At 69.5% G+C, this 26065-nt stretch carries 26 protein-coding genes; 7 read left to right on the top strand and 19 right to left on the bottom strand.

Annotation, left to right across the window (positions count from 1 at the left end):
* Nucleotides 1–4 precede the first annotated feature (4 nt).
* The 8 genes from ASE48_RS06725 to ASE48_RS06690 form a co-directional block, all read right to left on the bottom strand.
* Nucleotides 5–793, bottom strand: a complete 789-nt coding sequence (locus ASE48_RS06725) for a hypothetical protein (RefSeq protein WP_057166279.1) — start codon at nt 791–793, stop codon at nt 5–7.
* Nucleotides 794–843: 50 nt separating this feature from the next.
* Nucleotides 844–1854 (bottom strand): methionine synthase, encoded by a 1011-nt coding sequence (locus ASE48_RS06720; protein WP_057166278.1) that lies wholly within the window; start codon nt 1852–1854, stop codon nt 844–846.
* Between the two features lie 25 nt (nt 1855–1879).
* Nucleotides 1880–2947, bottom strand: coding sequence for a tRNA 2-thiouridine(34) synthase MnmA (gene mnmA / locus ASE48_RS06715; protein ID WP_057166277.1), 1068 nt, complete (start codon nt 2945–2947; stop codon nt 1880–1882).
* Complete coding sequence (locus ASE48_RS06710; RefSeq protein ID WP_057166276.1) at nt 2944–4131, bottom strand: cysteine desulfurase family protein; 1188 nt, start codon at nt 4129–4131, stop codon at nt 2944–2946. Before ASE48_RS06710 ends, mnmA begins: the two co-directional genes overlap by 4 nt.
* A gap of 47 nt (nt 4132–4178) precedes the next feature.
* Nucleotides 4179–5039 carry a lysophospholipid acyltransferase family protein gene (locus tag ASE48_RS06705; protein ID WP_057166275.1) on the bottom strand — a complete coding sequence of 287 codons (861 nt, stop codon included), beginning with the start codon at nt 5037–5039 and terminating at the stop codon, nt 4179–4181.
* Nucleotides 5036–5887 carry a GNAT family N-acetyltransferase gene (locus ASE48_RS06700; RefSeq protein WP_057166274.1) on the bottom strand — a complete coding sequence of 284 codons (852 nt, stop codon included), beginning with the start codon at nt 5885–5887 and terminating at the stop codon, nt 5036–5038. Before ASE48_RS06700 ends, ASE48_RS06705 begins: the two co-directional genes overlap by 4 nt.
* A 144-nt stretch (nt 5888–6031) precedes the next feature.
* Nucleotides 6032–6988: an electron transfer flavoprotein subunit alpha/FixB family protein gene (locus ASE48_RS06695; RefSeq protein ID WP_057166273.1), complete on the bottom strand. Its 957-nt coding sequence runs from the start codon at nt 6986–6988 to the stop codon at nt 6032–6034.
* A gap of 43 nt (nt 6989–7031) precedes the next feature.
* The gene (locus ASE48_RS06690; RefSeq protein WP_057166272.1) at nt 7032–7823 is read right to left on the bottom strand and encodes an electron transfer flavoprotein subunit beta/FixA family protein; all 792 of its coding nucleotides are present in this window, start codon (nt 7821–7823) and stop codon (nt 7032–7034) included.
* 197 nt (nt 7824–8020) lie between these two features.
* Here ASE48_RS06690 and ASE48_RS06685 point away from each other — a divergent pair, with 197 nt between their 5' ends.
* From ASE48_RS06685 to ASE48_RS06665, 5 genes are all read left to right on the top strand, one after another.
* Nucleotides 8021–8806, top strand: coding sequence for a class I SAM-dependent methyltransferase (locus ASE48_RS06685; protein WP_057166271.1), 786 nt, complete (start codon nt 8021–8023; stop codon nt 8804–8806).
* A 62-nt stretch (nt 8807–8868) separates the two neighbouring features.
* On the top strand, nt 8869–10401 hold the full coding sequence (locus tag ASE48_RS06680; protein WP_057166413.1) for a 1,4-alpha-glucan branching protein domain-containing protein: 1533 nt from the start codon (nt 8869–8871) through the stop codon (nt 10399–10401).
* Between the two features lie 25 nt (nt 10402–10426).
* Nucleotides 10427–11656 carry a glycosyltransferase family 4 protein gene (locus ASE48_RS06675; RefSeq protein ID WP_057166270.1) on the top strand — a complete coding sequence of 410 codons (1230 nt, stop codon included), beginning with the start codon at nt 10427–10429 and terminating at the stop codon, nt 11654–11656.
* Between the two features lie 120 nt (nt 11657–11776).
* A complete protein-coding gene (locus ASE48_RS06670; protein ID WP_057166269.1) occupies nt 11777–12394 on the top strand; it encodes an ArsR/SmtB family transcription factor in 618 nt (205 codons plus the stop codon).
* Nucleotides 12378–13172: an SRPBCC family protein gene (locus ASE48_RS06665; RefSeq protein WP_057166268.1), complete on the top strand. Its 795-nt coding sequence runs from the start codon at nt 12378–12380 to the stop codon at nt 13170–13172. The genes ASE48_RS06670 and ASE48_RS06665 overlap by 17 nt, the downstream gene beginning before the upstream one ends.
* Here the strand turns inward: ASE48_RS06665 and ASE48_RS06660 are convergent, their stop codons facing one another.
* Nucleotides 13173–13910: an acyltransferase gene (locus ASE48_RS06660; protein WP_057166267.1), complete on the bottom strand. Its 738-nt coding sequence runs from the start codon at nt 13908–13910 to the stop codon at nt 13173–13175. It abuts the gene before it with no gap.
* A 47-nt stretch (nt 13911–13957) separates the two neighbouring features.
* Between ASE48_RS06660 and ASE48_RS06655 the strand changes: the two genes are divergently transcribed.
* On the top strand, nt 13958–15247 hold the full coding sequence (locus tag ASE48_RS06655) for an outer membrane protein assembly factor BamB family protein (RefSeq protein WP_057166266.1): 1290 nt from the start codon (nt 13958–13960) through the stop codon (nt 15245–15247).
* On the opposite strand, the gene ASE48_RS06650 is transcribed toward ASE48_RS06655, so the two are convergent.
* The 8 genes from ASE48_RS06650 to ASE48_RS33085 all read right to left on the bottom strand — a co-directional run bounded on the left by ASE48_RS06650 (nt 15244) and on the right by ASE48_RS33085 (nt 21433).
* Nucleotides 15244–15948 (bottom strand): esterase, encoded by a 705-nt coding sequence (locus tag ASE48_RS06650; protein ID WP_057166265.1) that lies wholly within the window; start codon nt 15946–15948, stop codon nt 15244–15246. The genes ASE48_RS06655 and ASE48_RS06650 overlap by 4 nt on opposite strands.
* 63 nt (nt 15949–16011) lie before the next feature.
* Nucleotides 16012–17238 (bottom strand): class I SAM-dependent methyltransferase, encoded by a 1227-nt coding sequence (locus ASE48_RS06645; protein WP_162264193.1) that lies wholly within the window; start codon nt 17236–17238, stop codon nt 16012–16014.
* On the bottom strand, nt 17172–18197 hold the full coding sequence (locus tag ASE48_RS06640; protein WP_235570855.1) for a class I SAM-dependent methyltransferase: 1026 nt from the start codon (nt 18195–18197) through the stop codon (nt 17172–17174). The genes ASE48_RS06645 and ASE48_RS06640 overlap by 67 nt, the downstream gene beginning before the upstream one ends.
* A 9-nt stretch (nt 18198–18206) precedes the next feature.
* Complete coding sequence (locus ASE48_RS06635) at nt 18207–18926, bottom strand: enoyl-CoA hydratase (protein ID WP_057166264.1); 720 nt, start codon at nt 18924–18926, stop codon at nt 18207–18209.
* The gene (locus tag ASE48_RS06630; protein WP_057166263.1) at nt 18923–19765 is read right to left on the bottom strand and encodes an NUDIX hydrolase; all 843 of its coding nucleotides are present in this window, start codon (nt 19763–19765) and stop codon (nt 18923–18925) included. The genes ASE48_RS06635 and ASE48_RS06630 overlap by 4 nt, the downstream gene beginning before the upstream one ends.
* Nucleotides 19762–20604: an ABC transporter ATP-binding protein gene (locus tag ASE48_RS06625; RefSeq protein WP_057166262.1), complete on the bottom strand. Its 843-nt coding sequence runs from the start codon at nt 20602–20604 to the stop codon at nt 19762–19764. The genes ASE48_RS06630 and ASE48_RS06625 overlap by 4 nt, the downstream gene beginning before the upstream one ends.
* Nucleotides 20565–21293: a membrane protein YczE gene (gene yczE, locus ASE48_RS06620; RefSeq protein WP_057166261.1), complete on the bottom strand. Its 729-nt coding sequence runs from the start codon at nt 21291–21293 to the stop codon at nt 20565–20567. The genes ASE48_RS06625 and yczE overlap by 40 nt, the downstream gene beginning before the upstream one ends.
* Nucleotides 21290–21433: a hypothetical protein gene (locus ASE48_RS33085; protein ID WP_200962094.1), complete on the bottom strand. Its 144-nt coding sequence runs from the start codon at nt 21431–21433 to the stop codon at nt 21290–21292. The genes yczE and ASE48_RS33085 overlap by 4 nt, the downstream gene beginning before the upstream one ends.
* Before the next feature lie 62 nt (nt 21434–21495).
* Between ASE48_RS33085 and yczR the strand changes: the two genes are divergently transcribed.
* The gene (gene yczR / locus ASE48_RS06615; RefSeq protein ID WP_057166260.1) at nt 21496–22944 is read left to right on the top strand and encodes a MocR-like transcription factor YczR; all 1449 of its coding nucleotides are present in this window, start codon (nt 21496–21498) and stop codon (nt 22942–22944) included.
* On the opposite strand, the gene serB is transcribed toward yczR, so the two are convergent.
* Nucleotides 22941–24206 carry a phosphoserine phosphatase SerB gene (gene serB, locus ASE48_RS06610; protein ID WP_057166410.1) on the bottom strand — a complete coding sequence of 422 codons (1266 nt, stop codon included), beginning with the start codon at nt 24204–24206 and terminating at the stop codon, nt 22941–22943. The two genes, yczR and serB, sit on opposite strands and share 4 nt — an antisense overlap.
* A gap of 51 nt (nt 24207–24257) precedes the next feature.
* Nucleotides 24258–26003, bottom strand: coding sequence for an aa3-type cytochrome oxidase subunit I (gene ctaD, locus ASE48_RS06605; RefSeq protein ID WP_057166409.1), 1746 nt, complete (start codon nt 26001–26003; stop codon nt 24258–24260).
* Nucleotides 26004–26065 lie beyond the last annotated feature (62 nt).

Genomic DNA, 26065 nt, shown 5'->3' with positions numbered 1-26065 from the left:
CGGGTCAGATGCGTGGCAGCGCGCCGACGGAGCGCGCCGCCCGGGCCTGCCGGTAGCCCAGAGCGGCGCCGGCCAGCGGGATCAGCAGCAGGCCGAGGATGCCGAACAGTGAGGTCATGGGCTGGCCGGGGCGTGGGTCGGGCCCGATCGGCAGCACCGACAGGCCCATATCGGCCACCCGCAACCCCGCGACCGGCGGCGCGATCGGCGCCGCCACGGGCGCCGCGGCCTGCGATGCGATCACATCGGCCGACACGTCCACCGGCGTCACCGGCGATCGCGGTGGCGATGCCGGTTCGGCGACGCCTGCCGACGGGGTGAGGTCGGGCGCGGAGGGGTAGCTGGGTGCGACGGGTGCGGCCGGGCGCAGTCCCGAACCGGTGCTGATGTCATCGGCCGTTCGCGCGGTTCTGGCCGTGCGCACCGTGCGGGCGCCGTCCGCGGTGGTCACCGAGGGCCGTCTCGTTGCGCTCGACGAGGAGTCCTCGCTGCTGCGTGCGGTGTCGGCGGCTGCGGAGCTGCCGGTGCGCGCGGTGCTCTGCTCCGTGCCGCTGGTGCGTGCGGTGGTCTGCTCAGTCCGGCTCGCGCTGTCGCCGCGGGAGTCGTTGCTGGAGGTACCGCCACGGAAGCCGTCACTGCCACGCCTGCCGGAATCGTCGCGGCGATCGGAATGGTCTGAGTGTGATCCGCGGTGTCCCGGGTCAGCGGTGGCGATGGCGCCAGGTGCAATGACCAGCGTCAATGCGACCGTTGCGCCCGCACCGGCCGTGACCACACGCTTCCACTGATTCACTGGCTCCCCAACCTTCAGAGCTCACCTTACGCCACCGCGAAGTTTGCTTGTCAGATTCCCTCAGGATCGGTTTCCAAACCGTCGGCGGCCTTCTGCACCAGGCCGATCGCGGTGCGCGCCCACTCCTCGGTGGCACCGGACAGCCCGCAGGCAGGGGTGATGCCGATCCGCTCGCGCAGCACCGTTCGGGGGAAGCCCAGCCGGTCGGTGACCTTGGCCGCCGCGGCGGCGACCTGCTGGGGTGTCCAGCGCTGTTGCTGCGCGGTGCCGGGCAGCACGCCGAGCAGTACGGTCCGCCCGGACTCCACGAACTCGCCGACCCCGTCCAGGTCGGCGGCCTGCAGGGTGGCGACGTCGACGGAAAGGGCCTGTAATTGGCTGCGCTGCAACAGCTTCCACGGCAGGTCCGGGGCGCAGCTGTGCAGCGCGACCTCGCCGCCCACCCGGGCGATGCATTCGTCCAGCAACGCCGCGGCGACCTGTTCCTCGACCGGATTCACCGGCGAGAAGCTGGTCACCCCGGTCAGCCGGCCCAGCATCGCCGCGGGCAGCAAGGGTTCGTCGAGTTGCACCACGACCTCGGTGCCCAGCCGGCGCGCCACCTCCGCCCGGTGCTGCGACAGACCTTCGGACAGCGACTCGGCCAGGTCGCGCAGCGCACCGCTGTCGGTGATGGCCCGGTGCCCGTTCGCGAGCTCCAGCTGGGCGGCCAGGGTGATCGGCCCGGCGGCCTGGACCTTCACCGGGCGCCCGGAACCGTGCAGACCGGCCTTCTCCCAGGCCTCCTCCAGTGCGTCGAGGTCCTCGTTGAGCATGCTGACCGCGCGGCGCAACACCGAACTGCGGCCCGGGGCGATGCGGTAGGCGCGGGCCACGGTGTCGAAACCGATGTCCACCAGCAGCGCGCCGGTGCGCCCGATCAGGTCCGCGCCGACACCGCGGGCGGGCAACTCCACCAGGTGCGGAAGGGTGTGCAGCTCCCCGATGACGATCTCGGCGGCCTCGCGTGCCGACTCACCCGGCCAGGAACCTATGCCGGTAGCGGCGGCGAAAACACTCATCGGCCAACCGTATTCGATCGCGGTGTCAGCGGGTGACGGTGGCGCTGGCGATGACCTCGTCGCCGGCGGGATCCGGCCGGTAGAGCACCATGGTCTGCCCGGGTGCCACCCCGCGGATCGGGGTCCGCAGGTCGGCGATCAGCCGGCCGTCGTGCAGCTGGGCGACGGCATCGGCGAAACCTCCGTGGGCGCGCACCTGCACGACGCCCTCGATGGGCCCGGTCGGTGCGGTGCCTGCGGTGAACACGGGCTTCTCCCCCGTCAGCGTCGACACGTCCAGATCATCGGCGGCGCCCACGCGCACCGTCCCGGTCTCGGCGTCGATACCGGTCACGTACCGCGGCTGTCCGTCGGGGCCCGGCCCGGCGATGCCCAGGCCCTTGCGCTGGCCGATGGTGAAACCGTGCACGCCGTCGTGCTCGGCGAGGACGGCGCCACCGGAGTCGACGACCGCACCGGGACGCACCCCGATGCGGGCGCCCAGGAAGGCGCGGGTGTCGCCGGACGGGATGAAGCAGATGTCATGGCTGTCCGGTTTTTCGGCGACGGCCAGACCGCGGCGGGCCGCTTCGGCGCGGATCTCCGGCTTGGGGGTGTCACCGATCGGGAAGAGCGCGTGCCGCAGCTGCTCGGCGGTCAGCACCGCCAGCACATAGGACTGGTCCTTGTCGATATCGACCGCGCGGCGCAGCCGGCCGTCGGCGAGCCGCGCGTAGTGACCGGTGGCGACGGCGTCGAATCCCAGCGCCAGCGCGCGCGCCGAGAGCGCGGAGAACTTGATCGTCTCATTGCACTTCACGCACGGATTGGGCGTTTCGCCGCGCGCGTAGGAGTCGACGAAGTCGTCGATCACCTCTTCCTTGAAGCGGTCCGCGAAGTCCCACACGTAGAACGGGATGTCGAGAATATCGGCGACGCGGCGGGCATCGCCGGCGTCCTCCTTGGAGCAGCAGCCCCGCGACCCGGTGCGCAGCGTCCCCGGGGCCGCCGACAGCGCCAGGTGCACACCGACGACATCGTGGCCGGCGTCCACCATCCGCGCCGCGGCCACCGACGAGTCGACCCCGCCGCTCATCGCGACCAGAACCCTCATCGTCGTGTCCCCGCACTGGCCAGCGCGGCCTGCCTGGCCCGCTCCACCGCGGCGGGCAGCACAGCCACCGCGGCATCGACGTCGGCCTCGGTACTGGTGTGCCCCAACGAGAGTCGCAGCGAACCACGGGCAGCGGCCGGGTCGGCGCCCATCGCGACGAGCACATGGGAGGGCTGCGCCACACCGGCCGTGCAGGCCGAACCGGTCGAACATTCGACACCCTTGGCGTCGAGCAGCATCAGCAGGGCGTCGCCCTCACAGCCGCGGAAGGTGAAGTGGGCGTTGCCGGGCAGTCGGTGATCGCCGCTCGCGCCGTTGACGTCGACATCTTCGATCTGTGCCTGCACGCCGGCGATCAGCCGGTCGCGCAGCGCGCGTACCCGGGCGCTGGACTCGGCGAGTCCCTCCACCGCCACCCGGGCGGCCGCGGCCATCGCCACCGCGGCGGCGACATCCGGTGTGCCCGAACGAACGTCACGCTCCTGACCACCACCGTGCAGGATCGGCACGCAGGCGGTGTCACGCCGCAGTACCAGTGCGCCGATGCCGGTCGGTCCGCCGAACTTGTGCGCGGCCACGCTCATCGCCGACAGCCCGCTCTCGGCGAACGCCACCGGGATGTGCCCGACGGCCTGGATCGCGTCGCTGTGCATCGGGATCTCGAATTCGGCTGCCACTGCTGCCAATTCGGCGATCGGCAGGATGGTGCCGACCTCGTTGTTGGCCCACATGATCGACACCAGTGCCACGTCGTCATGGGTGCTCAGTGCCGCACGCAGCGACTCGGGCGCCACCGAACCGTCGGCGTCGACGGGCAGCCAGGTGACCTCGGCGCCCTCGTGCTCGGCGAGCCACTCGACGGCGTCGAGCACGGCGTGATGCTCGACGGGAGTGGTCACGATCCGCCGGCGGCGCGGATCGGCATCCCGGCGTGCCCAGTAGATGCCCTTGACCGCCAGGTTGTCGGACTCGGTGCCGCCGGCGGTGAAGATCACCTCGGACGGGCGGGCACCCAGCAGACCGGCCAGCGTCTCGCGGGCCTCCTCCATCCGCCGGCGCGCCGCGCGGCCGGACGTGTGCAGCGAGGATGCGTTGCCGACCGTGGCCAGCGCACCGACCATCGCCTCGATGGCAGCGGGGTGCATCGGGGTGGTGGCAGCGTGATCGAGGTAAACGGCTGTCATGGCCCATCAAGGATAGCCGCCGGCCCGGGTGCGGCCGGCCGTCGAGGTCAGGCGGCCAGTGCGTGCCCCGGTGTGTGACCGTGCGCGCCGGGTGCCACGGCGCGGCGGGCGGTGCCGCGCACGGCCGCCTCGCAGCGGGCCGCCAGGTCGCGCCGGTTCTCCCCGGGCAGTTCCAGCGACTGCACCTGCACGTGCACCACCGTGCGGCGGGCCGTGACGAGCCGGCGGATCGAGTCCAGCAGGGTGTCCTCGCCGATGTAGGCGGGCACGGTCGACGGGCTGCCGTCACGATGGTGGTAGTCCAGCCGCAGCGGCTGCACCGGGCGGCCCGCGTCCACGGCGGCCTGGAACATGGCCGGCCGGAACCGTCCGTATCCGAGCCCGCACCAGGTGGTGCCCTCCGGGAAGGCCACCACCGTGTGGCCGTTGCGCAGCCGCGCCGCCACCGCGCTGACCACCGCGGGCAGCCTGCGCAGATTCTCCCGTTCGATCGGGATGACCTTCATGATGCGGGCGACGACACCGAGCGCAGGCCAGTTGATCAGGTCGGCGCGGGCCACGAACGACCCCGGCATCACCGCCCCGATGCTGAAGATGTCCAGCCAGGACACGTGGCCGCTGACCACCAGCACGCCACGCAGGTTGCGGATGGGGCCACCGGAGACGGTGATCCGCACGCCGACGCAGCGCAGCATGAGCCGGCAGTAGGCGCGCTGCAGGTGCGAGCGGCCCGGTAGCGGCACCGCCAGCAGCGGCACCGCCAGGAACAACAGCAGTGCACCGGTGACGCGCAGCGTCGTGCGGGTCCAGACCGCCGGACGGGATCCGAGCGGGGCCGCACCGGCGTGCATGCAGCTGGCGTCGCAGGAGGCCCGCGGCAGCCAGGAGTGATCGCTCGCGACGGTCATGATCCGGTCTCGCTCTCGGTGGTGTCGGCGGCCTGCGATACCGAGCGCAGCCTCTTCAGGTAGCGCACGTCGGCGTGCCGCTTGTCCAGCAGCGCCGGGAAGTCACCGACGCCGAACTCGGGATCGTGGGCGGGTTCACCGCACACCTGGGCGCCGAGGCGCAGGTAGCCGCGCATCAGCGCCGGCACGGTGACCCGGGCCGGTGGTGCGATCTCGTCGAGGCCGCGGCCGTCGATGACCACCGGGCGGTAGGGCCGCACGGTGAACTCCCGCGGGGCGCCGTGGCGGCGCAGCACGAAGTCGCGGACCCCGCGCAGCTGGCTGCCGGGGCGCTCCAGGTCGCCGGCTGGATGCGTGGGCACCGACACACAGCCGGTCACGTAGTCGTAGCCGCAGCGGTCCAGGTAGGCCAGGATGCCCGCCCACATCAGCAGCACCACACCCCCGTTGCGGTGATCCCCGCGGACCACGGCGCGGCCCATCTCGACCAGCGACGGCCGCAGGGCGTCCAGCGCGCGGACGTCGAATTCGGTGGCGGTGTACAGACTTCCGGCGGCGATGGCGCCGGGCGGCGGGAGCATCCGGTAGCAGCCGACGAGTTCGCCGGAGCCGTCCTCGCGCACCAGCAGGTGATCGCAGAACTGGTCGAAGCGGTCGGCGTCCAGTCCGTCGCTGGTCTGCGCCATGGCGAAACCGGGCTCGGAGGTGAACACATCGTGGCGCAGGCGCTGGGCCGCCTCGATATCCGCGGGTTCGGTGGACAGCAGCAGGGTGTAGCGCGGCCCCGGTGTCCCGGGTGTCGCCTGGTCGATGTCATCAGCCGGTATGAGTACAGATGCGGTGCTCATGCTGAGCACGGTCGCGCCTGCGGGTCTCCGGGCGGCATCAGGGGCGTGACGTGTCCGTGCACGGTGCGTGAACAGCACGCACAGCACGCGAAAGCGCCCCGGAACATGTGTTCCGGGGCGCCTTCCGAGCTGCAGAGAGCGGGATTAACCCTTGCGGGCCTTGACCGCCTCGGTCAGCTGCGGGGTGACCTTGAACAGGTCGCCGACGATGCCGAGATCGGCGATCTCGAAAATCGGCGCCTCTTCGTCCTTGTTGACCGCGATGATGGTCTTGGACGTCTGCATACCGGCGCGGTGCTGGATGGCACCGGAGATGCCCAGCGCGATGTACAGCTGCGGGGAGACCGTCTTACCGGTCTGACCGACCTGGAACTGACCGGCGTAGTAGCCGGAGTCCACGGCGGCACGCGAGGCGCCGACGGCGGCACCGAGCGAATCGGCGAGCTCCTCGACGACCTTGAAGTTCTCCTCGCTACCGACACCACGGCCACCGGCGACCACGACGCTGGCCTCGGTGAGCTCCGGACGGTCACCCGCCACGACGGGTTCGCGGGACGTGATCTTCGTCGCATTTTCGGCCTGCGCCGGAACCTCGACGGAGACGACCTCGCCGGCACCGTCGGCCGGGGCGGCCTCGACGGCACCCGGGCGCACGGTGATCACGGGGAGTTCACCGGTGGCCTGGGCGTCGACGGTGAACGCGCCACCGAAGATGCTGTGGACGCCGATGCCGCCTTCTTTGATCTCGACGACGTCGACCAGCAGGCCCGAGCCCAGACGCGCGGCCAGCCGGCCGGCGACCTCTTTGCCCTCGGCGTTGGCGGCGATGACGACGGCGGCGGGAGCGGCCGACTCGGTCAGCGCGGCGAGCACGTCGACCTTCGGGGTGACCAGGAAGCTGTCCACGTCGGCCGACTCGGCGACGTAGATCTTGGCGGCGCCGGCGGCCTTGAGGCCGTCGGTGAGGGCCGCGGCGGTGCCCTCGGCACCCACCACGACCGCGGAGGGCTCACCCAGAACGCGGGCGGCGGTGATCAGTTCGGTGCTGACCTTCTTCAGTGCACCTTCGGCGTGCTCGACGAGCACAAGTACTTCAGCCATGAATATGTCCTTATGTGTTGTCAGAGAAGAGTGGGATCGGCGACTAGATCAGCTTCTGGGAGACCAGGTACTCGGCGACCTTCTTGCCGCCCTCGCCCTCGTCGGTGACCTTCTCGCCCGCGGTCTTCGGGGGCTTGGGGGTCGACGAGAGCACCTTGGAACCCGCGTTCGCCACGCCCACCTCGTCGGCCTCGACACCGATCTCGGCCAGGGTCAGGACGGTGACTTCCTTCTTCTTGGCGGCCATGATGCCCTTGAAGGACGGGAAGCGGGGCTCGTTGATCTTCTCGTTGACGCTGACCACGGCGGGCAGCGAGGCCTCAAGGCCGAAGACGCCGTCGTCGGTCTCGCGCTCGCCGGTGACCTTGCCGCCCTCGACGTTCAGCTTGCGTACGTGGGTCAGCTGCGGCAGACCCAGGTATTCGGCGATGACGGCGGGCACTGCGCCGCCGACGCCGTCGGTGGCCTCGTTACCGGCGATGACCAGCTCGGTGCCCTCGATGGTGCCCAGCGCGCGGGCCAGGGCCCAGCCCGTCTGGATCACATCGGAGCCGTGTAGGCCGTCGTCCTTGAGGTGCACGGCCTTGTCGGCACCCATGGACAGCGCCTTGCGGATGGCCTCGGTGGCGCGCTCGGGGCCGGCGGTCAGCACGGTGACAGTGCTGTCGCCGCCCTCGCGCTCCTTGATGAGCAGCGCTTCTTCGACGGCACGCTCGTTGATCTCGTCGAGCACGGCGTCGGCAGCTTCCCGGTCCAGGGTCCAATCACCCTCGGACAGCTTGCGCTCGGACCAAGTGTCAGGGACCTGCTTGATCAGGACCACGATGTTTGTCATGACTGTGGTTCGTCCTCCTCGATGAGGCCGGCAGCCGGCCTGGGCATATCACGTTTTGTCGAACGGCCTCCAGGTTACTCGCGGGTAACTTTGACGGCACGCATGGACACCATAACCCGTTGGTTGGTTCGCTCAGACCCCACGGTCGCCAGGGCATCCGTTCGCGAACCGGCCATTACGGGTTAGCCTGCCTTCCAATGAGCACAATCGGTTCCGTCGACAGCGCTGGCCCGGGCGATCCCCTGCCCCTGACCGGCGAGCGCACCATCCCCGGCCTGGCCGAGGAGAACTACTGGTTCCGCCGCCACGAGGTCGTCTATCAGCGACTCGCCGACCGCTGCGCCGGTCGCGACGTGCTGGAGGCCGGCCCCGGCGAGGGGTACGGCGCCGATCTGATCGCCGCCGTCGCGCGCAGTGTCACCGGGGTGGATTACGACGAGCAGGCCGTCGCGCACATCCGCGCGAAGTATCCGCGGGTGCAGATGCACCTGGGCAACCTCGCAGACCTGCCATTAGCCGATGGCTCGGTGGATGTGGTGGTCAACTTCCAGGTGATCGAGCATCTGTGGGACCAGGGCCAGTTCGTCACCGAATGCGCCCGCGTGCTGCGCCCGGGCGGGGTGCTGCTGATGTCCACGCCGAATCGCATCACCTTCTCACCGGGCCGTGACACCCCGCTCAACCCGTTCCACACCCGGGAACTGAACGCCGACGAACTCACCGAACTGCTGGAGCAGGGCGGCTTCCGCGTCGAGGCCATGCTCGGGGTTTTCCACGGCACCGCACTGGCCGAACGCGACGCCCGCCACGGCGGTTCCATCATTGCGGCCCAGATCGACCGCGCGGTTGCGGATGCGCCGTGGTCGCAGGAGTTGCTCGCCGACGTCGCCGCGGTGCGCGCCGAGGATTTCGATCTGCTCGACGCGAAGGAAAGCCGAATCGACGACAGCCTGGATCTGGTGGCCATCGCGGTGCTGCCGTGACGCGATCACTTCCCCAGTCGCTGCGCTCCCGCCCGCCGGAATCTGTGCCGGAGTCCCCCGGCATGTTCACGCTGGTGCTGCACACGCACCTGCCCTGGCTGGCCCACCACGGCCGCTGGCCCGTCGGCGAGGAATGGCTGTACCAGTCCTGGGCGGCGGCCTATCTGCCGCTCATGCGGGTGCTGCGCACGCTGGCCGCCGAGGACCGCAGCCACCTGGTCAGCCTGGGCATGACCCCGGTGGTCACCGCCCAGCTCGATGACCCGTACTGCCTGACCGGCATGCACCACTGGCTGGCCAACTGGCAGCTGCGGGCACTGGAAGCGACCACCGTGCAGACCGGCACCGGCGCCGCGGGCACCTTCGGTTCGGCGGAAGCGATGCGCCAGTTCGGTATCCGCGAACATGCGGCCGCCACCGAGGCCCTGGAGGACTTCACCACGCTGTGGCGCCACGGCGGCAGTCCGCTGCTGCGCCAGCTCGTCGACGCCGGGACCATCGAGCTGCTCGGCGGTCCCCTCTCGCACCCGTTCCAGCCGCTGCTCAATCCGCGGTTGCGCGAGTTCGCGCTACGCGAGGGCCTGGCCGATGCCCGGCAGCGCTTCGCCCACACCCCGACGGGCATCTGGGCCCCCGAGTGCGCGTACGCCCCGGGAATGGAAACCGGTTACGCCGCAGCCGGTGTCAGCCACTTCATGGTCGACGGTCCGTCGCTGCACGGCGATACCGCGCTGGGCAGGCCCGTCGGTGACACCGACGTGGTGGCCTTCGGTCGCGACCTGCAGGTCAGCTACCGGGTGTGGTCGCCGAAGTCCGGCTACCCCGGGCACGCCGCCTACCGCGACTTCCACACCTATGACCACCTCACCGGGCTCAAGCCCGCGCGGGTGACGGGGCGCAACGTGCCCTCCGACGCCAAGGCGCCCTACGAACCCGAGCGCGCCGACAAGGCGATCGACAAACACGTCGCGGACTTCGTCGGCGTGGTGCGCCGCAGGCTGCGTCAGGAATCCGAACGCATCGGTCGGCCGGCGCATGTGGTCGCCGCCTTCGACACCGAACTGTTCGGGCACTGGTGGTACGAGGGCCCGCGGTGGCTGGAACGACTGCTGCGCGCGCTGCCCGAGGCCGGTATCCGGGTGGGCACCCTTTCCGACGCCATCGAGGCCGGATTCGTCGGCCCTGCGGTCGAATTGCCGCCCAGCTCTTGGGGTTCGGGCAAGGACTGGCAGGTCTGGAACGGCGAGAAGGTGTCCGATCTGGTGCAACTCAACGCCGAGGTCGTCGACACCGCGCTGTCGGCGGTGGACAAGGCGCTGGCCCACCGCGGGCCCGGCGCGTCGCGCGATCTGGTGGCCGACCAGATCCTGCGCGAGACCCTGCTGACGGTGTCCAGTGACTGGCCGTTCATGGTCAGCAAGGACTCCGCCGCCGAATACGCCCGCTACCGCGCCCATCTGCACGCCCATGCCACCCGGGAGATCTCGGCGGCGCTGGCCTCCGGGCGGCGCGAGCAGGCGCAGCGGCTGGCCGGCGACTGGAACCGCGCCGACGGGCTGTTCGGCGCCCTGGACGCCAGGCGGCTCCCCCGATGACCCCGTCCGTCGAAGGTGCGTGCACGTGAAGATCCTCATGGTGTCGTGGGAGTACCCACCGGTGATCATCGGCGGCCTCGGCCGCCACGTGCACCACCTGGCCACCGAACTCGTGATGGCCGGCCATGAGGTGGTGGTGCTCTCGCGCCGGCCCACCGGCACCGACCCGAGCACCCACCCGTCGACCGACGAGGTCACCGAGGGCGTGCGCGTCATCGCCGCCGCCCAGGACCCGCACGAATTCACCTTCGGCACAGACATGATGGCCTGGACGATGGCCATGGGACACGCCATGGTGCGCTCCGGGCTGACGCTGCGCGACTGGGAACCCGACCTGGTGCACGCGCATGACTGGCTGGTGGCCCACCCCGCTATCGCGCTGGCCGAATTCTTCGATGTGCCTTTGGTTTCCACCATTCACGCCACCGAGGCGGGACGACATTCGGGGTGGGTTTCCGGACCGGTCAGCCGCCAGGTGCACGCACTGGAATCCTGGCTGGTGCACGAATCCGATTCGCTGATCACGTGTTCGGCGTCCATGCGCGAGGAGATCGACGCCCTGTTCGGACCGGGACTGTCCGAGACCACCGTCATCCCGAACGGGATCGACACCGACGGCTGGCCGTTCGCGCCGCGCCGCGCCCACGGCGGCCCGGCCGAGCTGCTCTACTTCGGTCGACTGGAGTACGAGAAGGGTGTGCACGACGCGATCGCCGCACTCCCCCGCATCCGCAAGACCCACCCGGGCACCACGCTGACCATCGCCGGCGACGGTACCCAGCTGGACTTCCTCACCGCACAGGCCCGCAAGCACAAGGTGCTCAAGGCCACGAAGTTCATCGGCCGCGTGGACCATCAGGGCCTGGTCACCTTGTTGCACCGCGCCGATGCGGCGGTGCTGCCCTCGCATTACGAACCGTTCGGCATCGTCGCGCTCGAAGCCGCCGCCACCGGCACCCCGCTGGTGACCTCGACCGCAGGCGGGCTGGGTGAGGCCGTCATCGACGGCGTCACCGGCATGTCCTGCCCGCCGCGCGACGTGGCGGGCCTGGCCACCGCGGTGCGGGGCGTGCTCGACGACCCGGCCGCCGCCCAGCAGCGGGCACTGGCCGCCCGTGACCGGCTGACCTCCGATTTCTCCTGGCCGACGGTGGCCGACCACACCGCGCAGGTCTACCTGGCCGCCAAACGCGCCGAGCGGCAACCGCAACCGCGCCGGCTCATCGTGGAACGCCCGCTGCCCGACTACGGCTGACCCACCCGCGCCTTCACCCGGCGAAACTCGCGTACCCGTTGCTCCACAGGCCTTGGGAGCAACGGGTACGCGTGTTTCGGCACCCTTGACAATATTTTTTGTCAAGGTCAAACTGGGCACATGGTCGAGATCGAGGTGATCACCGACCCGGCGGCCGCGACAAGCGCGCTCGATCCCGTGCGTGCACGACTGCTGGCCGAGCTGAGCGAGCCGGCGTCCGCCGCGACGCTGGCGGCTCGGGTCGGTCTTTCCCGCCAGAAGGTCAACTACCACCTGCGCGCGCTGGAACGTCATCGGTTGGTGGCCGTCGCCGAGGAGCGGCAGTGGGGCGGGCTGACCGAACGCCTGCTGGTCGCCAGCGCGGCCTCCTATGTGGTGTCCCCCAGCGCGCTGGGGCAGGTCGCCTCCCGGGTCGACAACACCAACGACCGCTTCTCGGCCGGCCACCTCATCGCGCTGGCGGCGCGGGTGGTCAACGAGGTCGGTGAAATCTGGCAGGCGGCAAGGCAAGCCGACAAACGCCTGGCGACGCTGTCCATCGACACCACGATCCGCTTCCGGTCCCCGGCGGATCGTGCCTTTTTCACCAGGGACCTCACCGAAGCGGTCGCGGCGCTCGCCGCCCGCTACCACGACGAGACGGCACCACGCGGACGTCCTCATCGACTGTTCGTCGCGTCCTACCCCGCGCCGTCGCCCGACGAGAGCCAGGAGAACCGACATGCCCGTGAACCATGACGACGAAAAGCGCTGGGTCGAAATGCAACTCGTGGTCCCCGGCACGCCGGAACAGGTATGGCAGGCCGTCGCCACCGGACCGGGAAACACGGCCTGGTTCACCAACACCACCATCGAGGAGAAGGTGGGCGGTGCCGTCGCCTTCGACTTCGGGCCGAACGGATCCTCCAGCGGCGAAGTGACGCAATGGGAACCGCCGCACCGGTTCGGCTACGTCGAACGCGAGTGGTGCGACGACGCACCGCCGGTGGCCACCGAGGTCACCGTCACCGCGCGTTCCGGCGAGCGCTGCGTCATCCGGATGGTGCACTCGCTGTTCACCGACAGCGCCGACTGGGATGACCAGATCGAGGGTTTCGAATCGGGCTGGCCCGGCCACTTCGCGGTGCTGCACAACTATCTCGCGCACTTCGCGGGCACACCGGCCGTCACCTTTCACCTGTCGGCCACCGGGGACATCCCCCAGCCCGAGGCGTGGAAGCTGATGCTGGCCGCCTTCGGGCTCGACCACGCCGATGTGGGAGACCTGCGCACGCTGCGGCCCGCGCAGGACGATTTCGTCGGTCTCGTCGACCGGGTGTATCAGGACGACAAACAGCGCTACCTGGTGGCGCGGCTGGCCGAACCGACCACGGGTGCGGTGATGTTCGGCATGTGCGCACCGGGCGGTCAGACCACCACCGGCATCAACGCGTTCTTCTACGGCGACGATGCGGCGAGCAACGCCGAACTCGCGAAGCCCGCGTGGCAGAAACTGCTGGAGGGCGCGCTGCGCTGATCAGCGCGCGGCTTTCTTCCGCTCGATATCGGCCAGGTTCGCGGCCAACTCGGCGCGCTCGGCGGCCGACGCGTCCCAGGCCACCTTGCGGTTCTTGACCACCTTCGCCGGTGAACCGACGGCGATGGAGAAGTCCGGGATCTCCCCCTTGACCACCGCGTGCGCACCGAGCACACATCCGCGGCCGACGGAGGTGCCACGCAGCACGCTGACCTTCGCCGCCACCCAGGTGTCCGGACCGATCCGCACCGGGCTCTTGATGATGCCCTGATCCTTGATCGGCAGCTCCAGGCTGTCCATCTTGTGGTCGAAATCGCAGACGTAGCACCAGTCGGCCATCAGTACCGAATCACCGAGCTCGATGTCCAGGTAGGTGTTGATCACGTTGTCCCGGCCCAGCACCACCTTGTCGCCGATGCGCAGCGACCCCTCGTGGCACCGGATGGTGTTCTTGTCCCCGATGTGTACCCAGCGCCCGATCTCCATGGTGGACAGCTCCGGGGTGGCCTCGATCTCCACACCCTTGCCCAGGAACACCATGCCGCGGGTGATGATGTGCGGGTTGCGCAGCTTGAACTTCAGCAACCGCCAGTAGCGCACCAGGTACCACGGCGTGTACGCCTTGTTCGCCAGCACCCAGCGCAGCGAGTCGCGGGTCAGAAACTGCGCCTGGCGCGGATCGCTCAAGCGCGAACCACGCCACCTCTTGTGTAACGGCGCGCCCCACATCGTCGTCATGGCCGGTCAGCCTACGCGAGCCCGGCACGGGCTAGTCTCGGACCTCGATGCCTGCTCGAGGAGGAACTGTGCGCCGGCTTGCTGCCGTGCTGGGAATCGCGGCGCTGACCGTCAGTTCCTGCGGAAAAACCGATTCGTGGGTCGAGGCCCACCCGTCGATCGGCTGGGCGGCCCAGTACGCCGACGCCGCCAACAGCAGCTACAGCCCCGTCACCGGGGCGCAAACGCTCTCCCCCGACTGGGAGCGGTCGGTCAAGGGTGAGCTCGGCGCGCAGGCCTCGCTGGGTTCGGGCAGCTACCTCGCCCTCAACGGCCAGACCCGCGACGGCTGCTCGCTGATGGTCTGGGAGACCGACAACAACGCCCGTCAACGCTGGTGCACCCGGTTGTGGCAGGGCGGCGCGCTGTCCAGTCCCCTCTTCGACGATTTCGACAACCTCTACGTCGGCCAGCCCGGCGCGATCATGTCCTACCCGCCCACCCAGTGGATCCGGTGGCGCCAGCCGGTGATCGGGATGCCGACCACGCCACGGCTGCTGGCGCCGGGCCAGTTGCTCGTCCTGACCCATCTGGGTCAGGTGCTGGTGTTCGACGCGCACAAGGGCACCGTCGTGGGCACGTCACTGGATCTGGTCGCCGGGGTGGATCCCACCGATTCCGCGCGTGGTCTCGCCGACTGCGGACCGGCCCGCCCGCAATGCCCGATCGCGGCCGCACCCGCGTTCGGCGTCGACACCGGGATCGTTGTGGTCGGGCTGTGGGAGCCCGGCGCGCAGGCACCCGTGCTCGTCGGCCTGCGGTACCGGCCGGACCAGACCCCGATCCTGAGCCGCGAGTGGACCAGCGAGGCGGTGGGCGGTGGGCCCATCGCCAGCCCGGTGCTGTCGGCCGACGGGTCCACCGCCTACGTCAACGGCCGCGACGGGCGGCTGTGGGCCGTCGACACCGCCAACGGCCGAGCGAGATGGTCGGTGGAGCTGGGCTATCAGCCGCAGACACCGCCCTCGGTGTCCGCCGAAGGCGTGATCGTCGCCGGCGGCGGCCCGGGCGCTCAGTTGACCGGTATCAGCGACACCGGTGAGATCGTCTGGACCCGTGCGGATGTGGAGCCGCTGTCGACATCGAGCCGGGCCGGTGAGGACATCGGTTACACGGTGGTGCGCGACGGCGAGCAGGGGCAGGCGCTGCTGGTGTTCGATCCGATCGAGGGCGGCACCATCAACCGCTACCCGCTGCCGGAGGCCACCGGCCGCCCGGTCGGGGTGTCGATCGGTCATGACGGCCGGGTGGTCACCGCCACCAGCGACGGCCAGGTCTACGGGTTCGCGCCCGCCTAGGCGAGCAGCGGGGCGACGGTCGCCCGCGGCACCGACACCTGAACGGCTCCGGCCGATTCGGGAAGCAGCTCGCCCTGACCGAAGAAGAAGATCACCGCATCGTCGGTGATGGCGAAGTTCTGGTAATTGGCCGGGTCCAGACCAGTTTCGGGCAGCACCGGGTCGGGGATGCCGGACTGCCGGGCCAGGTCGGCCTGCACCACCGGGAAGATGACCGGCAGCGGGTCGGTGCCCGGGCGGAACAGGTTCTCGAAGGTGATCGGCTTGCGGTAGGCCTGATCCCAGCTGAACGTCTTGTAGAAGGTCTGCGGGTGCGCGCCGCCCACGTTCTGATAGGTGGTGAACACCACCGACTGGGTGCCGCGCGGCGGGACCGCGGAGCTGTACTGCGCCGAGGTGGTGTCCAACTCATAAGGCATCCCCCGGAAGTCGGGGGTCTTGGCGACATTCAGGAAACCGTCGCGGGTCTGCTTGACGTACTCCACGACCGCCTTCTGGTCCGGGAAATCGGACGGGAAGCTGATGTTGAGCATGTAGGCCGGTTCGGCCTGCTGGATCTGGCAGGTGAACCCGGGCCCGGCGATGGCGCCCACGTCCTCGCATTTGGGCGGCGCGGCCGACGCCGTGGCGGCACCCGCAAGACCCGACAGGGCGGTGGCGGCTGCGGCCAGCACCGATACGGCAACCGTGGGTACGCGCATCTAGGGGATCCTCCAGAACCGGGAGCAGCACAGGCGCCGCTGCCCGTCAGGGTACCTGTGGCGCTATCGGGACGGCCGACAAATGAATGCCACCGCACGGCCGGCCGCTCCGGTGCCGATGCGGGTGATGACCACCGAGTGCGGTTGTGCCCCGCGCAGCTTCAGCCGGCGCCGCAGCGCGTCGGGGTCCACGTCCACCCCGCGCACCAGGATTTCCAGCGCCCCGCCGTCGCGGGACGTCAGTTCCCGGCGCAGCCGCTTCTCGTCGAACCCGATCTCGCCGAGGACCTCGAAACCCCGTACCCCGTCCGGGAGTTCGTCTCCGGACAGGTACGCGATATCGGGGTCGAGCTGCCACAGCCCGTACCGGGTGCCGTACTGGCGCACCAGGCCCGCCCGTACCACCGCCCCGTCGGGGTCGACGATCCAGCGCCCCGCCGGTCCGACAGTGCACTCGTCGGGGTCCGCATCGGTGAGCTGTTCGCCGCGATCCAGCAGGGTGGCGCGCCGGCGCACACCCGCTTCGGCCAGACCCGCAGGCCACAGGCAGGCCTCACGCACGCTGCCGCCCAGCGAGCACAGCTCGACCTCGCCGTCGAATCCGAGCTCGGGTAGTTGATCGAAATCGATTCCGGGCGCGCACTTCACGACCAGATCGCGCCCGCGGTAGGCGTCGAACAGCTCGTCCAGCGGCGGGGTGTAGGCGCGCGGATCAAACCGCCGCCGTCCTCCGGTGCGCCGGCCCGGATCGGCCAGCACCACGGTGTCCCGGGTGACCGGCCGCAGCGCGTCGGCGCGGCACACGGTTACATCGGGAACGTTGTTGCGCGCCATGGCCAGTCGCACCGGGTCCAGGTCACTGCCCAGCAACTGCCCGGCGAGCGGTCGCAGCGCGGCGAGTTCGGCGCCCACCGAGCAGGTGACATCGTGTACCCGCGCGCCGGTGAGCCGACGGGCCCGGTGCGCGGCGACCGCCGCAGCGGTGGCCTGCTGTAGCGCGTCGTCGGTGAACAACCACGACGAGGGATCGTCGAACTTGGCCGCCGCCCTGCGTCGCAACAGTGTCGTCTCCACCAGTACCGCGGTGCGCTCACCGAAACGTGTTCGTACCGTGGCGATATCGGCGACCCGGGTGGCATCCGTCAGCGCATGACCGGCGACCATGTCCAGCGCCGCCCGGCCCTCGTCGCGGGCCAGGTAGCCGACGTCCTCAGTCGTAAAGGTTACGACGGCTTGACCCCGGTGACCATCACGTTGTAGAACCAGCCCTTCGGCACGACGCGTCGCCACACGTTGGCGTCCACCCAGCTCAGCGTCGTCCAGCTGTTGAACGCGAATCTGGCCCAGCCCCAACCCAACCGGCCCGGAGGCACCGAGGCCTCGAAGGTGCGGATCGGCCAGCCCAGCATCGCCGCGGTGAATTCCTCGCTGGCGGTGGCCACCTCGACGGCACCCGCATTGGCCGCCATCCGCTCCAGATCCTCGGGATCGAAGGTGTGCAGGTCGACCACGGCCTCCAGCGCCGCGGCACGCGAGGACTCGTCGAGCTCCTCCTGCGGGCGCCGCCAGCCCTCCAGGCCGGGCAGCTTGGTGATGTTGGTGGACAGCCGCCAGGTCAGGGTGGACAGGTTGCGGGCGTAGACGTTGCCCGCGCTGGTGGGCTCGCCGGCGAAGACGAAGCGGCCACCCGGCTTGAGGATGCGCACCACCTCGCGCAGCGACTTCTCCACATCGGGGATGTGGTGCAGCACGGCGTGGCCGACCACCAGATCGAAGGTGTTGTCCTCATATGGGATGCCCTCGGCGTCGGCGACCCTGCCGTCGATGTCGAGTCCCAGGCCTTGCCCGTTGCGGGTGGCGACCTTGACCATGCCCGGGGACAGGTCGGTGACCGAGCCGCGGCGGGCCACCCCGGCCTGGATCAGGTTGAGCAGGAAGAACCCGGTGCCACAGCCGAGCTCGAGCGCCCGGTCGTAGGGCAGTTCGCGCTGCACCTCGTCGGGGACGATGGCGTCGAAGCGACCGCGCGCGTAATCGATGCAGCGCTGGTCATAGGAGATCGACCACTTGTCGTCGTAGGTCTCGGCTTCCCAGTCGTGGTAGAGGATCTGGGCCAGCTTGGTGTCCTTCAGCGCGGCCTCGACCTGCTCGGCGGTGGCGTGCGGATTGGGCGCTGGAGCCGCTTCGGCGACATGGGTCAAAGCAGCCGCGTCGTCATCGACGTGGGGCGTATGGTCCGTGCTCGTCATATGGGCAGCCTAACTGCCGATGGTCGCCCCGAAGACCTCGACGTAGCTGCGTACCCCTTCACCTGGGGCGTCGATCATCGCCTTGGCTCCGGCAAGCACGTATCCGGGTGCCTCGGCGTGCCGGCGCGCCCAGCTCAGCGCGGCGTCATAGACACCGTCCGGGGCCACCAACTCATCGACCAGACCGAGTGCCAGCGCCTCTTCGGCTCCGACGAACCGGCCGCTGAACACCAGTTCCTTGGCCCGGGCGGGGCCGACGGTGCCCACCAGCCGGTCGGTGCCCGCGGCGGGCAGCAGGCCGGCGAGCACCTCGGTGACGCCCACCTTGATGTTGTCCCCGGAGATCCGCCAGTCCGCGGCCAGGGCGAGTGCCAGCCCGGAACCCAGCGCGTAGCCGGTGACCGCGGCGACGGTCGGCTTCGGGATGGCCGCGACGGCGTCCAGCGCGGCCCGGCAGGCGGTGGTGACGCTCTCGGCGTCGGTGGCACCGAGGCGGCGCAATTCCGGTACGTCGTCACCGGCGCTGAAGACCTCGTGCCCGCCGAACACGATGACGGCACCGACATCGTCGCGGGCGCCGAGATCGGCGGCTGTCGCCTCGATCTCGCGGTACATCTGCCGGGTCAGCGCATTGCTGGGCGGACGGGACAGCACCAGGGTGCCGATTCCGTCGTTGACGACAGCGGACACGAATTCGCTTCCCGCCGCGGAGGCGGCACATTCGGTCATGTGGGCTTCGCGTCCTTGTAGCCCTGCGGGGCGCGCCGGTTGCGGGCCTCGTTGTAGCGGGCGCCGTCGAAGAACTCGATGTCCCAGTCGCCGGTCCCCTTGTCCGCGGTCAGGCTCGGCTCCATCGCCACGATCCGGCGTTCGGTGGCCAGTACGTCGGCCACCGTGCGGCCATTGACGGAGTCGAGTTGCGACCAGGTGGGCGGCAGCAGGAAGGAGCGGCCCTCGGCGAACTCGTCGAGCGCGGCCTGCGGGGTGGACCAGAACGCCCGGTCGCTCTCGGTGTTCTCACCGTCGGCGCGCTGGCCTTCCGGGATGACGCCGACGAAGAAGTAGGTGTCGTAGCGGCGGGTGCGTTCCTCTTTGGGGGTGACCCAGTTGGCCCACGGCCGCAGCAGATCGGCGCGCAGGACCAGTTTCTCGGCGCGCAGGAAGTCGGCGAAGGACAGCGAGTTGTTGGCCAGCGCCGCGCGCTGCTCGCGGTACACCGACGCGTCGTCGACGAGGATGTCGGAATCATCCGCGGCGCCCGCGAACAGCACCCCGGACTCCTCGAAGGTCTCCCGGGCTGCGGCGCACACCAGCGCCTCGGCCAGGTCGACATCGACGTTCAGGCGCTCGGCCCACCAGGTGGGCTCCGGGCCGTACCAGGCTGTCCCGGTCCCCCGATCGCGCTCGTCGACGCCGCCACCGGGGAACACCATCACACCGGCCACGAAGTCCATCGCCGAGTGCCTGCGCATCAGGAAGATCTCCAGGGACTCCGGGGTGCCCTGGTCCCGCAGCAGCATGACGGTGGAGGCGGGCCGGGGCACCAGCGGATCGTTGGGGTCTGTCATGTGGCTCGCCTCCTGTGTGCGGCGCGGCTGCGGGTGCGACGGGCGAAGTAGCGGCCGTCGAGGTACTCCAGGGCGATCGACTGCCCGAACGCCGTGGACAGATTCTCCGCGGTCAGCACGTCGGTGAGCAGCCCGGCACCGACCACGCTGCCCTCCGAGAGCAGCAGGCAATGGCTGAACCCGGGCGGGATCTCCTCGACGTGGTGGGTGACCAGCACGATGGCCGGCGCATCGGGGTCGGCGGCCAGATCGGCCAGCCGGGAAACCAGTTCCTCGCGGCCGCCGAGGTCCAGTCCGGCGGCCGGCTCGTCGAGCAGCAGCAGTTCCGGATCGGTCATCAACGAGCGGGCGATCAGCACCCGCTTGCGCTCCCCCTCGGACAGGGTGCCGTAGGCGCGTTCGGCCAGATGCTCGGCGCCCAGGCTTTCCAGCATGTCGACGGCCTGCTCGTAGTCGACATCGTCGTACTTCTCGCGCCAGCGGCCCAGCACCGCATACCCGGCCGAGACCACCAGGTCGCGCACCACCTCGTCGTCGGGGATCCGTTGACTCAGAGCCGAACTGCTCAGCCCGACCCGGGACCGCAGCTCCGACATGTCGGTGCGCCCGAGTCGCTCACCGAGCACGAACGCGGTGCCCGACGACGGGTGCTCGATGGCGGCCGCCATCCGCAGCAATGACGTCTTGCCCGCCCCGTTGGGACCGATCACCACCCAGCGTTCGTCGAGTTCGACGGCCCAGTTGATGGGCCCGACCAGGGTCTTGCCCCCGCGGCGCAGGGTGACCTTGGCGAAATCGATCAGCAGGTCGGGGTCTGCAATGGGCTCGTCTGCTGGCACCCGCTCATCGTAGTGTCGTCGCCCTTGGCCGAACGGGGCCGCCCATCACCGCTCGGCGTGCTTTCCCGTAGCTCCGCTCGCCCGGCTGCGCCGAAGTCGTGGAAGAGCAGCCGGCGCGGCATGTGCCGCAGGATCAGTTGCACCAGCGGTCCGATGCCGAAGGCGTAGATGACGGTCCCGACGCCGACGGTGCCGCCGAGCAGCCACCCGGCGGTCAGCACGGTGGCCTCGATGAGGGTGCGGATCAATCGCACCGACAGGCCGGTGCGCGCCACCAGGCCGGTCATCAGCCCATCGCGCGGGCCGGGGCCCAGCCCGGCGCCGATGTAGAGCACCGTGCTGATCGCGTTGAGCAGCACCGCACCGAGCATCATCGGCACCCGCAGCCGGAGGTCGTCGGGGGCGGGCAGCACCGCGATACCGATGTCGACGGTCACCGCGATGACGATGACGTTGGCGATCGTGCCGATACCGGGCCGGTTGCGCAGCGGGATCCAGGCCAGTAGCACCACCAGACCGACGACGGCCGAGGCGACACCGATGGTCATCCCGGTGTGCCGGCTCAGGCCTTGGTGGAACACGTCCCAGGGGTCCAGTCCGAGTCCGGCCTGGACCATCAGGGCCATGGAGAAGCCGTAACCGGTCAGGCCGAGCAGGAGTAGCGCTCCGCGGGTCAGTCCGGTGGTCATGCGTGGTCGGGGAAACGTGCGCGGATGGCGTCGAGTTCGCCGTGGACCCGACGGGCATCGGTGCTGTCGATGGCACGCCGGTTATAGGTGCCGGACCGCCGATACTTTCCCGCCACTCGAGACATCCAGTTCTTTCGCATGACTCGATGATCGTGGCCATGTGGCTTGCCAATCAATAGCCAGTTGGCAGATACTGGCCTCAATGTCTAGCGATATGGGTACCCGAGCACTCGATGTGGACCTACTGGCCCGCGAACTGGGTAACTGGCGCACGTCCAGTTTGACCGGCCCCGCCTATCTCGGACTGGCCGATGCCATCCGGTTGCTGATCGTCGACGGCCGCGTTCCGGTGGGTTCGCGGTTGCCCAGCGAGCGCGCCCTGGCCGATGCGCTGCGGGTGTCGCGGACCACGGTCACCGCGGCATTCAACGCGCTGCGCGAGGACGGCTACCTCAACGCCCGCCGCGGCGCCCGCAGCACCGCGTCACTGCCTCCGCGCCCGGAGATCCCCGCCGCGGACGGCGCACCGACGATGAGCCTGGCGGCCGCCGCGCTGTCGGCGCCCAGTGCCGCGGTGCTGGAAGCCTTCGCCGATGCCGCCCGCGACATCACGCCGTATCTGGCCGAACCGGGTCACGAGCTGACCGGGGTCTGTGCGCTACGCACCGCGGTGGCCGAAAGATATTGCACGCGTGGATTACCCACCGACCCCGCGCAGATCATGATCACCAGCGGGGCCCAGCATGCCATCGGCCTGATCCTGGCGGCGTTCACCCAGCCCGGCGACCGGGTGCTCGTCGAGCAGCCCAGCTATCACGGTGCGCTGTCCTGCATCTCGACCTCGGGAGCCCGTGCGGTTCCGGTGGCGCTCAACGAGAACGGTTGGGAGCTGGACGCTCTGCACGCCGCGATCCGTCAGCTGGCGCCCGCGCTCGCCTACGTCATCCCCGACAACCACAACCCGACCGGTTTCACCATGCCGCCGGAGGAACGAAACCGGCTGGGCCACATCATCTCCGAGACCAGGACACGCACCATCGTCGACGAGTCCATCCTGGACATGTGGATCGACGAGGAGCCGCCCGCGCCGTTGGCCGCCTCCGTGCCGTCCCGGCACGACCTGGTGCTCACTGTCGGTTCGATGTCCAAGTCGTTCTGGGGCGGGCTGCGCATCGGGTGGATCCGCGCCGAGCCCCCCACCCTGGCCACCATCGCGGCGCACCGCGCCTCGGTGGATCTGGGCACGCCGATCCTGGAACAGCTCACCGCGGCAAGGCTTCTCCAGATCCGCGACGAGGTACTCCCGGAGCGCCGCGAGCTGCTGCTGGCCCGGCGGGCCTTCCTCATCGAGCTGCTGGCCCGCCGGCTGCCGGACTGGCGTCCCGGTCCGGGGCGCGGCGGGATGTCGCTGTGGGTGCAACTGCCCGCGCCGATGAGCACCGCACTGTCCGCGGCGGCATCGCGGCTGGGACTGGACCTGCCCGCTGGACCGCGGTTCGGGGTCGACGGCACCCTGGAACGGTTCATCCGGGTGCCTTATGCGTTGCCCGAACCTCAGCTGGAAGCGGCCGTCGACCTGATGGCGCGGGCCTGGCAGTCCATCACCGGTGTCGCCGTCACGGGCGAAACCCGCGCGGCGGTCGTCGTTTAGTCCTCGGGGATCTCGACGCGGCGCGCGGTCCCGTCGACCGCATCGGCGGCCTCGATCTCACCGCGGGTCACCCCGAGGATGAACAGCACGGTGTCCAGGTAGGGATGGCTCAACGAGGCGTCGGCGACCTCGCGCAGCGCCGGCTTGGCATTGAAGGCCACACCGAGCCCGGCCGCCGACAGCATGTCGATGTCGTTCGCGCCGTCACCGACGGCCACCGTCTGCTCCATCGGCACCCCGACCTGCTGCGCAAAATCGCGCAGCGCCTTGGCCTTTCCGGGGCGGTCGATGACCTGACCCACCACCCGGCCGGTGAGCTTACCGTCGACGATCTCCAGTTCGTTGGCGGCCACGAAGTCCATCATCAGGTCGTGGGCGAGCGGCTCGATCACCTGACGGAAGCCGCCGGAGACGATGCCGCAGTGATATCCCAGCCGACGCAACGTCCGGATGGTGGTCCGCGCGCCCGGGGTCAGCTCGATCTGGTCGGCCACCTCGTCGAGCACCTCGGCGGGCAGGCCCGCCAGCGTGGCCACCCGCTTGTGCAGTGACTCGGCGAAGTCCAGCTCACCGCGCATCGCCGCCTCGGTGACCTCGGCGACCGCGGCCAGCGCACCCGCCCTGTCGGCGAGCATCTCGATGACCTCGCCCTGGATCAGCGTGGAATCGACGTCGAACACGATGAGCCGCTTGGTGCGCCGCGACAGGCTGTAGTCCTCCAGCGCGATGTCGACACCGAGCGCGACGGCGGTGCGGGCCATCACGTTCTGCAACTGGACGTAGGCCGCGCCGCCGCGGGGCACCGAGACCCGCAATTCCAGGCCGGTCACCGGGTAGTCGGAGACACCACGGATGGCGTCGATGTTGACCCCCAGCGCGGCGACCTCATGGGCCACCACCCCGAACGCCTCGGCGGTGATGGGCCGGCCCAGCACCACGATGGTGTGGGTGGAGGGCTCCTCCAGTACCGGCTTGTCGTCGCTGCGCTCGATCTCGACGTCCAGGCCCACGCCGTGGATGGCGGCGCGGACCTCGTCGGCGAACTCGGCGCCGTCGGCGACCTTGGTGTCCACCGACACCAGCACACCGAGGGTGAGCCGGCCGCGGATGACGACCTGTTCGACGTTGAGCAGCTCCACGTGATGCCGCGACAGCACCTCGAAAAGTGCGGATGTCACGCCGGGCTGGTCCACGCCGCTGACGGTGATCAACAACGACGAACGCTTGCGCGAGGGGTCGACTGACTGCGAGGCCGTCGGCACACTCACCTCCGTTAGATGCCTCGAGTCAGCTGATGTGGGGTACGCGTCAGATCAGCTGCGGACTTCGACGTCGTCGATTCTGGTGACGTCACCGTCGGAGGGCCCGTGTGCCCGGCCGATGTGCGCCTCGGCGCGCATCCGCTCCACCATGTGCGGGTAGTGCAGCTCGAACGCCGGGCGCTCGGAACGGATCCGGGGCAGCTCGGTGAAGTTGTGCCGCGGCGGCGGGCAGCTGGTGGCCCACTCCAGGGAGTTGCCGTAGCCCCACGGGTCGTCGACCACGACGGGCTCGCCGTAACGCCAGCTCTTGAAGACGTTCCAGACGAACGGCAGCGTGGAGATGCCCAGGATGAACGCGCCCGCGGTGGAGATGACGTTCAGCGTGGTGAACCCGTCGCTGGGCAGGTAGTCGGCGTAACGACGCGGCATGCCCTCGTCTCCGACCCAGTGCTGCACCAGGAAGGTGGTGTGGAAGCCGATGAAGGTCAGCCAGAAGTGCAGCTTGCCCAGGCGCTCGTCGAGCAGGCGGCCGGTCATCTTCGGGAACCAGAAGTAGATGCCCGCATAGGTGGCGAACACGATGGTGCCGAAGAGCACGTAATGGAAGTGCGCGATGACGAAGTAGCTGTCGGTGACGTGGAAGTCCAGCGGCGGGCTGGCCAGCAGCACGCCGGACAGGCCACCGAGCAGGAAGGTGATCAGGAAGCCCACCGAGAACAACATCGGTGTCTCGAAGGTCAACTGCCCCTTCCACATCGTGCCGATCCAGTTGAAGAACTTGATACCGGTCGGCACCGCGATCAGGAACGTCATGAACGAGAAGAACGGCAGCAGCACCGCGCCGGTGGCGTACATGTGGTGCGCCCACACCGCCACCGACAGTGCCGCGATGCCCAGCGTCGCGTAGATCAGGGTGGTGTACCCGAAGATCGGCTTGCGGCTGAACACCGGGAAGATCTCGGACACGATGCCGAAGAACGGCAACGCGATGATGTACACCTCGGGGTGCCCGAAGAACCAGAACAGGTGCTGCCACAGCAGCACACCGCCGTTGGCCGGGTCATAGATGTGTGCGCCGAGATGTCGGTCGGCGGCCAGGCCGAACAGCGCCGCGGTCAGCAGCGGGAAGGCCAGCAGCACCAGGATCGAGGTCACCAGGATGTTCCAGGTGAAGATCGGCATCCGGAACATGGTCATACCGGGAGCGCGCATGCAGACCACCGTGGTGATCATGTTGACGCCACCGAGGATGGTGCCCAGACCACCGACGGCCAGACCCATGATCCACAGGTCGCCACCGGCGCCCGGGGAGTGGATGGCGTCGGTCAGCGGCGAGTAGGCGGTCCAGCCGAAGTCTGCGGCGCCACCGGGGGTGATGAAGCCACCCATGGCGATCAGCGCGCCGAACAGGAACAGCCAGAAGGAGAAGGCGTTGAGCCGCGGGAACGCGACGTCGGGGGCGCCGATCTGCAGCGGCAGCACCAGGTTCGCGAAACCGAACACGATCGGCGTCGCGTAGAAGAGCAGCATCACGGTGCCGTGCATGGTGAACAGCTGGTTGAACTGTTCGTTGGAGAGGAACTGCAGGCCCGGCACCGCGAGTTCGGTGCGCATCAGCAGGGCCATCAGGCCGCCGATGAAGAAGAAGATGAAGCAGGCGACGCAGTACATCATGCCGATCAGCTTGTGATCGGTCGTGGTGATCAGCTTGTAGATGAGGTTGCCCTTGGGGCCCATCCGCTGCGGGAACGGACGCCGTGCCTCGAGTTCTCCGATTGGGGGCGCTTCGGCTACCAACAGATCCTCCATAAAAAGTCGACGGGTCATCCCGGCAATGGCTCTGTCGGGCATCTTATCCC

Origin of the sequence: Mycobacterium sp. Root265 (assembly GCF_001428895.1) — a bacterium.
Taxonomy (GTDB): Bacteria; Actinomycetota; Actinomycetes; order Mycobacteriales; family Mycobacteriaceae; genus Mycobacterium.
Note: the sequence above shows the minus strand (reverse complement) of the source record. Positions and strands in the feature narration are given on the sequence as shown.